At 47.0% G+C, this 12571-nt stretch carries 13 protein-coding genes; 9 read left to right on the forward strand and 4 right to left on the reverse strand.

All coding sequences use genetic code 11. The features are described from left to right. Window positions 1-15 precede the first annotated feature (15 nt). Window positions 16-753: a YggS family pyridoxal phosphate-dependent enzyme gene (locus tag FSB84_RS14830; RefSeq protein WP_130538725.1), complete on the forward strand. Its 738-nt coding sequence runs from the start codon at window positions 16-18 to the stop codon at window positions 751-753. Between the two features lie 28 nt (window positions 754-781). Further along, a complete protein-coding gene (locus tag FSB84_RS14835; protein ID WP_127127023.1) occupies window positions 782-994 on the forward strand; it encodes a YwbE family protein in 213 nt (70 codons plus the stop codon). 224 nt (window positions 995-1218) lie between these two features. On the opposite strand, the gene FSB84_RS14840 is transcribed toward FSB84_RS14835, so the two are convergent. Beyond that, window positions 1219-2112, reverse strand: coding sequence for a DMT family transporter (locus FSB84_RS14840; RefSeq protein WP_130538726.1), 894 nt, complete (start codon window positions 2110-2112; stop codon window positions 1219-1221). A 90-nt stretch (window positions 2113-2202) separates the two neighbouring features. Here FSB84_RS14840 and FSB84_RS14845 point away from each other — a divergent pair, with 90 nt between their 5' ends. Next, window positions 2203-3612, forward strand: coding sequence for an aminotransferase-like domain-containing protein (locus tag FSB84_RS14845; protein WP_130538727.1), 1410 nt, complete (start codon window positions 2203-2205; stop codon window positions 3610-3612). Here the strand turns inward: FSB84_RS14845 and FSB84_RS14850 are convergent. From FSB84_RS14850 to FSB84_RS14860, 3 genes are all read right to left on the reverse strand, one after another. Next, window positions 3609-4310, reverse strand: a complete 702-nt coding sequence (locus FSB84_RS14850; RefSeq protein WP_130538728.1) for a hypothetical protein — start codon at window positions 4308-4310, stop codon at window positions 3609-3611. The two genes, FSB84_RS14845 and FSB84_RS14850, sit on opposite strands and share 4 nt — an antisense overlap. A 93-nt stretch (window positions 4311-4403) precedes the next feature. Then, the gene (locus FSB84_RS14855) at window positions 4404-5027 is read right to left on the reverse strand and encodes a response regulator (protein WP_130538729.1); all 624 of its coding nucleotides are present in this window, start codon (window positions 5025-5027) and stop codon (window positions 4404-4406) included. Then, entirely contained in the window at window positions 5020-6966 is a 1947-nt protein-coding gene (locus tag FSB84_RS14860; RefSeq protein ID WP_158643908.1) for a tetratricopeptide repeat-containing sensor histidine kinase, read from the reverse strand. Before FSB84_RS14860 ends, FSB84_RS14855 begins: the two co-directional genes overlap by 8 nt. Window positions 6967-7154: 188 nt before the next feature. Between FSB84_RS14860 and FSB84_RS14865 the strand changes: the two genes are divergently transcribed. The 6 genes from FSB84_RS14865 (at window position 7155) to FSB84_RS14890 (ending at window position 12543) form a co-directional block, all read left to right on the forward strand. Next, window positions 7155-7793: a hypothetical protein gene (locus tag FSB84_RS14865; protein ID WP_147122181.1), complete on the forward strand. Its 639-nt coding sequence runs from the start codon at window positions 7155-7157 to the stop codon at window positions 7791-7793. A gap of 68 nt (window positions 7794-7861) precedes the next feature. Further along, entirely contained in the window at window positions 7862-9310 is a 1449-nt protein-coding gene (locus tag FSB84_RS14870) for a tetratricopeptide repeat protein (protein WP_147122183.1), read from the forward strand. A gap of 40 nt (window positions 9311-9350) precedes the next feature. Then, window positions 9351-9863 (forward strand): DinB family protein, encoded by a 513-nt coding sequence (locus tag FSB84_RS14875; RefSeq protein WP_130538732.1) that lies wholly within the window; start codon window positions 9351-9353, stop codon window positions 9861-9863. A 140-nt stretch (window positions 9864-10003) separates the two neighbouring features. Beyond that, the gene (locus FSB84_RS14880; RefSeq protein ID WP_130538733.1) at window positions 10004-10534 is read left to right on the forward strand and encodes a hypothetical protein; all 531 of its coding nucleotides are present in this window, start codon (window positions 10004-10006) and stop codon (window positions 10532-10534) included. Window positions 10535-10653: 119 nt separating this feature from the next. Next, on the forward strand, window positions 10654-11250 hold the full coding sequence (locus FSB84_RS14885; RefSeq protein WP_130538734.1) for an RNA polymerase sigma factor: 597 nt from the start codon (window positions 10654-10656) through the stop codon (window positions 11248-11250). Window positions 11251-11322: 72 nt separating this feature from the next. Continuing rightward, window positions 11323-12543: a FecR family protein gene (locus FSB84_RS14890; RefSeq protein ID WP_130538735.1), complete on the forward strand. Its 1221-nt coding sequence runs from the start codon at window positions 11323-11325 to the stop codon at window positions 12541-12543. Window positions 12544-12571 lie beyond the last annotated feature (28 nt).

A 12571-nucleotide genomic window follows, 5' to 3' on the forward strand; every position in this document is an offset into this window, starting at 1 on the left:
TGCCAAACATTTTTTATGAACGAAGCAACTGATATCATTTCCAATCTGGGCATCGTGAAAGAACGGATTGCAGTGGCAACTGAAAAGGCTGGCCGTGTGCCGGGGTCAGTGCGGCTTTTGCTCGCCACCAAAACAGTACCGGCAGAGAGGATCCGTGTAGCCATAGAAGCAGGATCGGCGCTGACTGGTGAGAACAAAGTGCAGGAGCTGAAAGAGAAAGATCATCTCCTTCGCAACCTTCCGGTGGAGCGGCATTTTATCGGCCACCTGCAAACGAACAAGATAAAAGAGGTATTGAAATATGTGAATTGTATACAGTCGCTGGACCGGCCTGAGCTGGCAGAGAAGCTTCACCAGCGCCTGGTGTATGAAGGAAGAACGATGGAAGTGCTGGTACAGGTGAACACCTCCTTTGAGCAAAGTAAATTTGGTACGCACCCTGACGATGCATTTCGGTTGATCGAAAAGGTGAGGTCATTGGATACATTACAGGTGAAAGGTCTTATGACCATTGGCTTGTTTGCGGCTGACCCGGAAAAAGTGCGGCCCTCTTTCCGCTTATTGCGTGAGATCAGGGATCAGGCATTGCGAAGCGGATTGCTGCCGCCGGGAGCCGATGTACTGAGCATGGGCATGAGCGGCGACCTGGAAACGGCTATTGAAGAAGGAGCCACCATCGTGCGGGTGGGAACTTCCATCTTCGGTAAAAGACAATACCCGGATAGTTATTACTGGAACGAAAGAAACAATTGATATTTTTGCCTTCGAAAACCGAAAGCATATGGATGGTCAATACAGGAAAGATATTTACCCCGGTCAGGAAGTGGCGATCATTCTAAAGAAAGACCAGCGAACCGGCAGGCTCACTTACGGGATCGTGAAAGATATTCTTACTTCTGCAGCTTATCACTCGAGAGGCATCAAAGTGAGGCTGGAAGATGGTCAGGTGGGCCGTGTGGCTGAAACAGAAGTTGTGGACCCGGATGAGGACTAAATATAATTGAGCAGGCTGGTAGACACCAGCCTGCTTGTTTGGAACTAATAAAAAGGAAACTTCTGGTTTCTTTTTATACCCCTTACCCATTAAACCATAGTTGTTTTATTGCGAAAAGCGCCTCATTGTAAATCCATTTGTTTTTCATGAGACAAATTTCGGGCTCAGCAGGGTACAACTGTTTTCGATTCAGTTCAGGGATCTTGACTGTTTCGTTCATTTTTTCATTTTGCAAATTTCTTCGAGCCGGCCACACAAAGGATAACGCCGATGGTAATACCGATCATGCCCGGGCTCACTTTTTCATTCAGTATGCCTGCTGCCAGCGCCAGTCCGAAGAACGGTTGCAACAATTGTAACTGAGCAACTGCGGCTATGCCTCCCTGTGCCAGTCCGCGATACCAGAAGATGAATCCGATCAGCATACTGAACAGCGTAACATAGATCAATCCCATCCAGGCAGGAGCTCCGATGCCATCGAAAGACGCAGGAAGCAGTATGAACAAAAGAGGAAGGGTTACCGGTAATGATAATACAAGCGCCCAACAGATCACCTGCCATCCTCCCATCACCTTACTGAGTTTGGCGCCTTCCGCATAACCAAGGCCGCAGGCGATCACCGCCAGCAACATCAGTATATCGCCAACTGGAGAGGCCTTCACTCCCTGCGCAATGGCGAAACCGATCACGAAGGAACTGCCGATGATGGAGAAAAGCCAGAATGCAGGTTTTGGCCTTTCTCCTCCGCGGAGCACGGCAAAAATGGCTGTGGCCAGTGGCAGTAAGCCAATGAAAATGATGCCATGCGCAGAACTGATATATTGCAGGGCCAGCGCACTCAGTAACGGAAATCCTATCACCACGCCAAGGGCCGCGATGATCAACGGAAGCAGTTGTTGCCTTGTTGGAAGCTTCTCCCTGAAGGTCAGCAGCCCGGCAAGCGCCAGCAGGCCTGCAATGGCTGCGCGCGCCATTGTGAGGAAAACAGGATCGAATTCGATCACGGCCAGTTTTGTTGCCGGTAAGGAGCCACTGAATATCACAACGCCAATGAAGCCGTTAACCCATCCTGACGCGGACTTTTCATTGGGCCCGGCCAGGGTTATTCCTTTGTTCATTTTTTCATTTTTAGATATTGTAAAAATAATTGCCGGAAGTGAAAGGATACAGTCTCAGTTTTGTTAGTTTTGATGGATACAGTTGATGCTATGAAAGATTTCATTTACCAGGAGATTTCCGGAAAGATTGCAAAGCTGATCAGGACGGAAGTGCTGAAACCCGGAGAGCGACTGCCTTCCGTACGGATGTTATGCCAGGAGCATGGTATCAGTATGAATACTGCGAAGCGAATTTTCATGGAACTGGAAGCGCAATCCCTGATCGAGTCCAGGCCACAATCGGGTTATTTCGTCAGCCGTCTGTCTTACCTGAAGTTGCCGCTTCCTGGTGTGAGCAAACCAGCTGCAAGGCAGCAGAAGGAAGCAGGAGATCTCATCGAAAGAGTATCGGCCAATATGGGAAATGAAAAGCTGACGCTTTTTTCTGTGGGCGCTCCGGTAGGTTCTTTGTTGCCTTTGGCAAAGTTGAACAAGGAGATCGTACATGCTACGCGGGAGCTCCATGAAGGGGGAGCTGCTTATGAATCTTTGCAGGGCAATGAAAAATTACGCAGGATGATTGCTGCACGGTCGCTGACCTGGGGAGGAAGTTTGCAGGAGGATGAACTGATCACTACCACCGGTGGTTTGAATGCTATTGCCTATTGCCTGATGGCGTTGGGAAAGCCCGGCGATACGGTGGCCATCGAAAGCCCCTGTTATCCCGGCATCCTGCAACTGGCGCTGAGCCTGGGGTTGAAGGTACTTGAACTTCCAACACATCCGGTAACGGGCATTGAAGTGGATGCGTTGAAAAGATTCATTCCGAAGATCGATATCTGTTTGCTGATCTCCAATTTCAATACGCCACTGGGGAGTTGCATGCCGGAGGAGAATAAAAAGGAAGTGGTACAGTTACTGAGCAAACATAATATTCCATTGATAGAGGACGATGTGTATGGGGAACTTTGTTTTGGTCCGCAGAGACCGATGTGTTGCAAGGCATTCGATACAGATGGTAATGTGCTTTGGTGCAGTTCCCTTTCAAAGACCCTGGCCCCGGGATACCGCGTGGGCTGGATAGCGCCGGGAAAATACAGGGAAAGGATCCTGAAACAAAAACTGGTGCATACTATCTCCGGTTCTTCCATAACACAGGAGGCTGCTGCCAGTTTCCTGAAGAGTGCACGCTATGATATTCATCTTCGTCATCTTCGAAAAACATTATTCAGCAATTACCATCATTACGTGGATGCCATTGCGCAATATTTCCCGGAAGGCACAAGGACCAGCAGGCCGCAGGGTGGATTGGCCTTATGGGTTGAATTCGATAAAGGTCTTGACACCGTTGAGTTGTACGAACTGGCCATGAAACAAAAGATCAGTATTGCACCAGGCAGGATGTTCACCCTGCAGGAACAATATCACAACTGTATGCGATTGTGTTATGGGCTTCCCTGGACGGATGAACTGAAATTGAAACTGAAGAAACTGGGAGCGCTTGCAAGGATGGTCTCCTAGAATTTTCCGTATTCACTGATAGGGGAAGTGGTTGGATTGAATTGCGGGTCTGAAAGACATTCCATCGTTTTGTAAGTGTTATTCAGAAATCCGCTGGCAGTATTGAAGGTAATGGTCTTGTTGCCATACACAGGATGAAGGTTTCCGTACTGGTCTCTGAATTCCATCACCAGTTTTACGCCTTCGATCTTCCAGGCATCCATAAAGAAATTGGGACCATAATAAATGCGCAGGTTGAGGCCGCCTGATTGTTGGATATAATCCAGCGTGAGTGCTTTCTGAATTTTATCCCGCGCTTCAGCAGTAACTCCATTGCTTTGCACCAGCCCGATCTCTGTAGTGGAATTTACTTTGAACTCGTTGGTAAGTCCGTTTCCCGGAAGGAGATACAATCCTTGTTTGGTATTGAGCGTACGTACACTGATGGTAATGATGGATGGGAATTCTTTGTTGTCGCTTCCTGTTTGAATGATCACTTTGGCAGATGACAGTTTATACACCGGAGCTGTAACTGCCGGTTCTGTTTTTTGCGCGGGAGCGGGTGCTGGCGCAGGTTGCACGGGTTTTTGTGCTGGTGGCGGGGGAACGGGTCTCAGCACTGGTTTCTTTACCGGCCTTTCCATTGCAGGTGGAATTTGCGCATGAATGGTTCCCGTTGTTAATACGGCCAGTATTATGAGAAGGATCGGTTGTTTCATAATTACATTTTTTACAATTGTAAAAATGCAATCAGAAATGAACCGGATCAATCCCCCGAAAGCGTGACTTTCGACGGAAATGAAATCCCTTTTTTAAAGCAGTCCCTTTTGTGTGGCCGTCTTGATCAGTGAAGCGGTATTCTTTACATTGAACTTGGTGAGCAGATTCTTTCTGTGACTGTCTACTGTGTGCAGGCTGATGAATAGTTTCTCCGCGATCTGTGGATTGGTGAGCCCTTCGGAGATCAGGTGCAATACTTCTTTTTCCCTTGTGCTGAGCACGGGTGTATTTTTCATTTCCTGTTTTTCTGCGCGGCTCAGGTTGATGTCGAGGCTCATGAACAGTTTCCCTTCGTATACGGAAAGCAGGGCTTCTTCGATCTCTTCCCTGGAAGCGCTTTTCAGCAGGTAGCCCGATGCGCCGTTCCTCACCATTTCTGATATATAGCTTCGTTCCTTGAAGGTGCTCATGGCTACAACTTTCACTTCAGGGAATTCTTTCCGGATCTTTTCTGTGAGCTCTATGCCGCTTACTTCCGGCATATTGATATCTGTGAGTACGATATGTGGTATATCCTGTTTCAGTTTTTCCATCGCATCCATGGCATTGGATGCAAGTCCTGTAAGTTGTGCAAAGCTGATCTGGGCCAGCATGGCGCGCATGCCTTCCAGCACCATCGGATGATCATCCACTACCAGCACTTTTATTTTATCCATTGTTTTCGATTATGCATTCAATATAAATGGCAGTCCCTTTTCCGGGAACCGATTGTATGTCTATCTGCCCGCGAAGATAATTCACTCTTGATTGTATGTTCCGGAACCCGGCGGAATCGTAGAAGTTCAGTTGTTCCTTGTTGAAGCCTTTGCCATTGTCTTCCACGGTGATGGTGAGTTTGTTCTCCTGCCGCATCACCTGCGCCAGGATCACGGTTGCGCCTGAGTGCTTTACAGCATTATTGAGCAGCTCCTGCACGATCCTGTACACCACCACTTCTTCAGAAGGATGCATACGTTGTTCCAGCCCGTGGAATTCTCCATTGATCTGGAAGGACTGGGATTCGGAGAGACCATCGCAATAATCCTGCAATGCCTGCTGTAGTCCCAGGTTGATCAGGGCTTCCGGCATCATGTTATGCGCCACCCTTCGCATTTCGCTGATGCTTTCATCGAGTTTGCTCAGGGCATTGTTGAAAGAACGGCTATTCTCTTCCGTTAGTATTACGTTACCTTTCATAGCTCCCAGTTGAAGTTTTACGCCGCTCAGCAAGCCGCCAAGTCCATCGTGCAGGTCTTTTGCCAGCCTGCTTCTTTCATCTTCCTGGCCTTTCAGGAGGCTCTGCGTGGCCAGTAATTGTTTTTCTGTTTCCAGTTCACCGATGCGTTGTTGTTGCAGCTGCTGTTTGTTCCTGTAATTCAGGTAGATCAGGATAATGATGACCAGCAGGCCGATGGCGCTGCCGATCAGGATATAATTGATGATATTCTTTTGTTTTATGCTCGCGGCCTGTAAAGCGATCTGCGCTTCCTTTTTTTCTGTTTCGTATTTCTTTTCCAGGTCAGCAGCTGAATTGGCAACTTCTTCGTTTAGTGATGCCTGTTGCAGGGAGTCAGCCTTGCCGATGGCAAAGGCCGCGCTTTGATGGTTTCCATTTTTTGCCTCGATATAGGAAAGCAGCTTATAGCTGTCCTGCAGGTTGGCCCGGAGTGAATCCTCTTCAGCAATTCTGATGGCCTGGTGAATGTATTGTTTCGCTGTTGCATTCTGGTTATTGTAAAAACTGGCCGCAGCTATATTGTATAAAGCTGATGCTTCCAGGTGGCGGCTCTTCAGTTCTTTTGCGAGCCTGAGTCCGCGATTGGCCATATCCAGCATTTCGTTGTATTTGCCAAGCGCAGCATATAAATGGGTAACGAATTTGTAAAGGGTGCCTTCTGCAAACCGGTCGTTCAGCCGGATGGATTCCGTAATCCCTTTGCTGTAAGCGATCTCTGCACTGTCTGTTATTCCCAGCGCTTCATAGCTCTGGCCCAGGCCGGCGTACACGCGGTTGATATAATGGTTCGTCTTTTTATATTTTTCGTACAGCTCGATGGAAAATAATGCACAATCAACGGATTTGCGATTTTGTCCAAGATTGCTGTATACATTGGACAATCCATGATAGAGGCCTGACATCTTTGCGGAATCCTTCGTGTCTTCAATTTTCTTTTTTACCCGCAGTGTATAATCCAGTTGCTCCTGGAATTTTCCTGTGTATTCATAACAGATGGCAATATTGTTGAGCATCACGATCTCGAAACCTGCATTGTTCATTTGCTTTGCAAGTTCAAGTCCTTTCCGGGCCTCTTCCATAGCCAGGGTGAAATCCCCGTTGGTGAAAGACACTACCGTTTTGCGTTCATAATACAGGTATTGGCCGCGGAGGTAATTCAGTTGCTGTGATAAGCTGCGGAGTTTTTCAAGATAGAGGCTGGCGGAGTCCAGGTCGCTTTTCTCATAGATCATGGAAAGATGATAAAGCGTTTTTGCTTTATTACTGTCTTCGCTTTGAGAGCCCAGTTGCAGCAGCAGACTGTCTTTATTGAGTGATTGTGCCTGCAAACCGATTCCGGAAAGTAAAGCAAGCGCCAGTAGGATGAATGACCTCTTCATACCAGTAAAATAGTATATCCCATGCATTCCACAAATTTGGCATCACTATTCCGGTTCACCATCCCCTGTTCAGGGGATTCTCTGCTGTACTGTTTTCCACTTTTCGGGTGTTGTGCAGGGATTTGTATCTGGCTAAAATTGTAATGCCGGAGCAGGGTAGCCTGGTTCCGGCGCCATAAAAAACGATTATGAAAAAGATATTCTTTCTCTTGCTGCCATTGTCAGTTAGCCTGGCAGTGATTGGTCAGACCAAACCGGCAAAGAGCAAAGCGCCTACACAAAAAGACATGAAAGACATGCAAAAGCAGGCGCAGGAAATGATGGATGAAATGATGAAGGAAATGGATCCTGAGGATAAAAAGATGATGGACAGTATGGGCATCAAAATGCCGGACATGAAGAAGATGGGCAAAATGCCGGCCAATATCAGCGATGCGCAACTGGCCAGGGCAATGGAAGATGATTCGCGAATTGTTCCGCGCAGGGATGCTGCACGTATCGCTGCGATACCGGCAGGGCTCACAGCTGCAAAGCTGCCGGCTTATCTTTCTTCGCTTCAGCAAAAGACAGCATCCACCCTGGATGCCAGCCGGACAAAAATTGCCAGCGATCTTTTCCTGCAACTGAAGTCCATGGCCGGTTCTCCGGCAAAGGCCGGGAGTATGTCGCTCGCGTTCTGGTTATCGGGGCAACCAGATATTGCTCTATATCTCCTGGGCAGGATATGCACTGAAGATCCTTCCAACTCTGATAATCTCAGCAATTACACCAGCATGCTGGTGATGCAGGGAGGGCAGCACCTGGCAATCCCCTGCTTGATCTCCTGAACGCAAAATTCCCCAGGAACAATACCATTCTCAATAACCTCGGACAGGCCTGGTTTGGATTGGGAGATATGACCAAAGCAGGAAGATACCTCGATAGCGCTATCGCCATTTATCCTTATCATCCGCAGGCTAATCTCACCAAAGCCAGTATCGAAGAAAGCAAGGGAAACAAAACCAAAGCCATCGAGTGTTTGAAGAAATCTATCAGACATGCCTATACGAAGGATAAAGAAGATAAGCTGAGCAAGCTGGGGTATAAGATCACCAGGAAAGATATCCGGATACAGCTTCCCTCTGATCCCGATCCGCTTGGTCTGGAAACCACCAGGCGTCCCGATTATCCCACCACCATCAGTCAGGCTACTGCATTGGCGCCACTGTGGAAACAGTTCAACCAGGACTGCGAAATCAAAATGGGGAAATTGCAGAAAGAAGTGGCTGATCAATCGCGGCGATATGTAAAATCTGCCAATGCACTGGCTTCAGAAACGATGGCTGCTATTCAGAACGGGGAAGTTCCATCACTTAACATCGAGACTATGTATGCAAGGAAGGCGGGATTTGTATTAAAGGAGCGGGAAGAATTTTTCGGAAGACAATTTAAAAAGATGGCAGAGCTCTATGTACAATTGAAGGCTGACCTTACGGAGATCCGCACCAGTCACAAGATACCTGCGCCGGAGGCTCATTGCACAGTGCATCGTGATGCCGCCAATAAGTTGCTGAAGGCGTTGAACGAAAGAAAGAAATTGTATGATGACGAGGCCCTGAAAATATTCCGTCAATACTGCAACGAAATGGCCTACTGGGGGCAGTATACCAGTGCCGACAAAGCTGCAGCTGCAGCGGTTAAAATGGATTTCCAGAAACTCTGGCTGGAGAAGAACCGCGAATTGCAACCGGAAGAAATGAACAATTATGTTGGTCTCTATGCCGACTGCGTTGAAAAGGAAGATGCGAAACCAGGCAAGCTGGCGGAGTTCGACGATATTGCCTGCAAATATAAAAGCACTATCAACTTCGGCATCATTGTGCAGGAAAACAATTGCAGTCATACCACCACTACTTATAATTTCGGAAATGTAAAAGTTACCGAGCGGGAGCTGGGTGTGAAATATATTGGCGGTACCGTGAAGCTGTCTCCGAAATTGAGCAAGGGCGTCAGTTATGGTCCGCTTACCATCGAAGCTTTTATTGGAGCCGATATCAATATCAACCTGGATGAGAACCACCAGGTAAAAGACTGGGATGGTACTGTCAGCGCGGGCGTTGAAGCAGGCGTTGGTGTCAGTAAAGGTCCGGTAGATATTGGAGCTTCCGTTACCGGTGCTGTTGAAATGGAGATTGGATCGAAAGGAATTGGTGATATCAATATGGTCACTACAGCCGAAGCCGGCGCCGGTGCATTGGGACAAAAAATTTCAGTGGGTGTGGAGGACAGGGTGAGCCTGGTCAGTGGACATGGCTCAGTAACGGGCACAGGTATGTTGAGTGGTGTAACGATGACCAAATGGTAAACAAGCGGATTAGTTTTACCTTCATGCTCAAAACCCACTTATGATACTTGAGGCATTACGTTCGGAATTTGAACAGGAGGTCAGCAACACGCGTAAATTGCTGCAGATGGTACCTGCAAAGGATATCAACTTCAAACCTTCACCCATTTCCTGGACAATGGGAGAACTTGCGCAGCATATTGCCACTATCTATTACTGGTATGCTGGTACGCTCACGAAAAAAGTATATGATCTTGCTGCTGATCATCTGGAGCGCGGCGCTCCTTCAGATATCGGGGCCACCATCGAATTATTTGAAAAGAATGTAGAGCAGGCCAGGGCTGCACTTCAGCGCATCAATGAGGATAGTCTGCATGAAGAATGGACAATGAAAGCAGGAGAGCGGGTTGTTGTAGGTCCGATGCCGCGTGGTATTGTAGCCAGAAGTTTCCTGTTCAATCATATTTACCATCATCGCGGAGAGCTGATTGTTTACCTGCGTGCAACCGGCAATAAAGTGCCCGGATTATATGGTCCAACCTACGAAGAAAACCCGGCGAGAAAAAGCGGTTAGTCGACAGGGTTATTCTGCATCTCAGGATAATTTGCCTATCCCGGTAAACAGGTAGTTTTCGTTTAATGAGATCCAGGTATTGTATTCAATAGCTGATACGCTTATTTTTGCCGCAAAATTTTTCAATTTAAACGGCAGTCATGAAAAAATTGAGCGTATTATTGTTTGCATTGTTTGTTTCTTTAGTTGTTAGCGCACAAAATGGCGCATATTCCAAAGGAGACAAACTGTTGAATGTGGGTATTGGTCTGAACTCTTATTACAGTGGCGGTATTCCTTTTGGTGCTTCTTTTGAGTATGGTGTAACTGAGGATATCAGTGTTGGTATCAACGCTGATTACCTGTCTCACAAGTACGGCGGATTCGGATATGATTGGAAATTCACTGCATTGTATTTCGGTGCAAGGGCTAATTACCATTTCAATACCCTGCTGAACATCAATAACGAGAAAGTTGATGTATATGCCGGTGTTGGTCTCGGTTACCGTTCTTTCAAATGGAAAGACAGCGATTATGATGGCGAAGGTCTGAAATCAAGCTATGGCAGTGGTGTTTACTTCGGTATCCTCGCAGGTGGTAAATACTATTTCACTGAAAATATCGGTGGATTCCTCGAGCTCGGCGCTACCGGTTCTACCAACGTACGTCTCGGTGTAGCTTTCAAATTCTAATTTTTTGTTGTTACATATCAAAAACGCCTGCAGGTTCTTGCCTGCAGGCGTTTTGTCATATATGATTTAATTAAAATTCTCTTACCTTTATTGCCCGTTTACCCCATGCTATACCCCTAATGCTGCATTATAGCACATACACTGATGAGCAATTGGTTGGGCTACTTCAAAGTGGCGACCAGCGGGTGTTTGAGGAGATCTATGAACGCTATCACAAACCAGTATACGCTTACCTGACCGGTTTCCTGAAAGATAATTCCCTGGCAGAAGATCTCACGCATGAAGTATTCATGAAGATCTGGGATATGCGGGCACAGGTCCAGGTGCACACATCTTTTTCTTCTTATCTTTTTCGCATATGCCACAATAAGGCCATCAATGCTTTAGAAAAAATTGCTGTGGATAATAAGTTGCGCAACAGGGTTATACAGCATCTGCAAGCGATTTCTTCCACCCAGATTCAGGATACCGGCGCACTGAAAGAATACGATCAATTACTGGAAAACGCATTGGAAAGCCTGCCACCCCAGCGCAGGAAAGTTTTTCGTCTATGCCGGGAAGAAGGTAAGACCTACGATGAAACGGCCGCCCTGCTTGGGATTTCCCGGAATACCGTGAAGGAACATATGGTGAAAGCGCAGAAAGCGCTCCGCAGTTTTCTGGATGATAAAGGTGATCTAGCCTTTTTGCTGGTGCTGATCCTGGATCTTCTCTGATAATTTTTTTTAGAATTCTTCATTTTTTGAACCACCCTCTTTTTGGAAGTTCCTGTCTTCTTATCAGGAACTATGCAAAATCCATTGTCATATTACAGGCAGTTACTGGAAAAATATCTCGATAGCGCTGTATCAGCGGACGAGGCCAATGAACTTTTCGATTTCATGGCAGCAAACCCGGAGGAAGCGAAGGTGCTGTTGGAGAAATTCCATGATGTTGATCTTAGTGACCGGTTCAGGCATTTGGAAAATATCAGTGAGTCTACCAGCCGCAGGATGTTTTCCAGGATGGTGAATGCTATCGCTGCTGAACAGGAAGAGCAACCAGTGGCTGCCGTTCACCGCGTTCATTTTCTTAAAACAGGTTGGTTCCGTTATGCCGCAGCGGTTTTTGTTATAGCTGTATCGGCTCTGTTTTTCCTCTTGTTCAAAAACGATAAAAAAGAAAAAGAGCTGGCAGTGGCTGTTGCATCACCACAAACAGATATTGTGGCAGGCAGCGATAAAGCTGTTCTCACACTGGCAGATGGCAGCAGAATAGTGCTGGACGAAGCGCAGAATGGAAGTCTTGCACAACAGGGTAATGCCAGGATTGTGAAACTGGATAGCGGACTACTGGCTTATCATATCGATAAAGGTGTAGCTGCAAAACCTTCCTTCAATACACTGACAGTTCCAAGAGGAGGTCAGTATGCACTCACATTGGCAGATGGTACGAGAGTTTGGTTGAATGCAGCGTCCTACATAAAATATCCTACTGTATTCAATGGACCTGAAAGGGTAGTGGAGATCTCCGGTGAAGCATACATGGAAATTGCAAAGAACAACAAACAGCCTTTTATCGTGAATGCCAATGGTACGGAGATCGTGGCGTTGGGCACCAGCTTCAACGTGAATGCCTATCCGGATGAAAGCGGTGTGAAAACAACGCTGATTGATGGAGGTGTAAGAGTGAGAAAACTTTCAGCGGCCGAAGCTAAAGTACTGGGGCCAGGTCAGCAAGCGATAGTAAATGGTAATATCGACTATGTGAAAGTTGAATCGGTTGATACCGAACAGGTGCTCGCCTGGCGCAATGGATTCTTCAGCTTTAATAATGCAGATATCAAAACCATCATGAGACAATTATCAAGATGGTACGACATAAACATTATCTATGAAAAAGGAGTTCCTGAACAACGATTCTTCGGAGAAATGAGCAGGAGCCTGAGTTTGTCGCAAGTATTGAAAGGACTGGAAGCAACCAAGATCAATTTCAGACTGGAAGGCAGGAATCTGATTGTGATGCCGTAGGCTTCACCGGAATTGCCGATCCATCGTT

The organism is Pseudobacter ginsenosidimutans (assembly GCF_007970185.1).
Lineage (GTDB): Bacteria > Bacteroidota > Bacteroidia > Chitinophagales > Chitinophagaceae > Pseudobacter > Pseudobacter ginsenosidimutans.

What these genes read in the sequence shown, in the direction of transcription:
- FSB84_RS14875 (WP_130538732.1), top strand. Translation starts at nt 9,351, where the DNA reads ATGATACTTGAGGCATTACGTTCGGAATTTGAACAGGAGGTCAGCAAC.
- FSB84_RS14845 (WP_130538727.1), top strand. Translation starts at nt 2,203, where the DNA reads ATGAAAGATTTCATTTACCAGGAGATTTCCGGAAAGATTGCAAAGCTG.
- FSB84_RS14830 (WP_130538725.1), top strand. Translation starts at nt 16, where the DNA reads ATGAACGAAGCAACTGATATCATTTCCAATCTGGGCATCGTGAAAGAA.
- FSB84_RS14840 (WP_130538726.1), bottom strand. Translation starts at nt 2,112, where the DNA reads ATGAACAAAGGAATAACCCTGGCCGGGCCCAATGAAAAGTCCGCGTCA.
- FSB84_RS14870 (WP_147122183.1), top strand. Translation starts at nt 7,862, where the DNA reads ATGACCAAAGCAGGAAGATACCTCGATAGCGCTATCGCCATTTATCCT.
- FSB84_RS14885 (WP_130538734.1), top strand. Translation starts at nt 10,654, where the DNA reads ATGCTGCATTATAGCACATACACTGATGAGCAATTGGTTGGGCTACTT.
- FSB84_RS14850 (WP_130538728.1), bottom strand. Translation starts at nt 4,310, where the DNA reads ATGAAACAACCGATCCTTCTCATAATACTGGCCGTATTAACAACGGGA.
- FSB84_RS14860 (WP_158643908.1), bottom strand. Translation starts at nt 6,966, where the DNA reads ATGAAGAGGTCATTCATCCTACTGGCGCTTGCTTTACTTTCCGGAATC.
- FSB84_RS14880 (WP_130538733.1), top strand. Translation starts at nt 10,004, where the DNA reads ATGAAAAAATTGAGCGTATTATTGTTTGCATTGTTTGTTTCTTTAGTT.
- FSB84_RS14890 (WP_130538735.1), top strand. Translation starts at nt 11,323, where the DNA reads ATGCAAAATCCATTGTCATATTACAGGCAGTTACTGGAAAAATATCTC.
- FSB84_RS14835 (WP_127127023.1), top strand. Translation starts at nt 782, where the DNA reads ATGGATGGTCAATACAGGAAAGATATTTACCCCGGTCAGGAAGTGGCG.
- FSB84_RS14865 (WP_147122181.1), top strand. Translation starts at nt 7,155, where the DNA reads ATGAAAAAGATATTCTTTCTCTTGCTGCCATTGTCAGTTAGCCTGGCA.
- FSB84_RS14855 (WP_130538729.1), bottom strand. Translation starts at nt 5,027, where the DNA reads ATGGATAAAATAAAAGTGCTGGTAGTGGATGATCATCCGATGGTGCTG.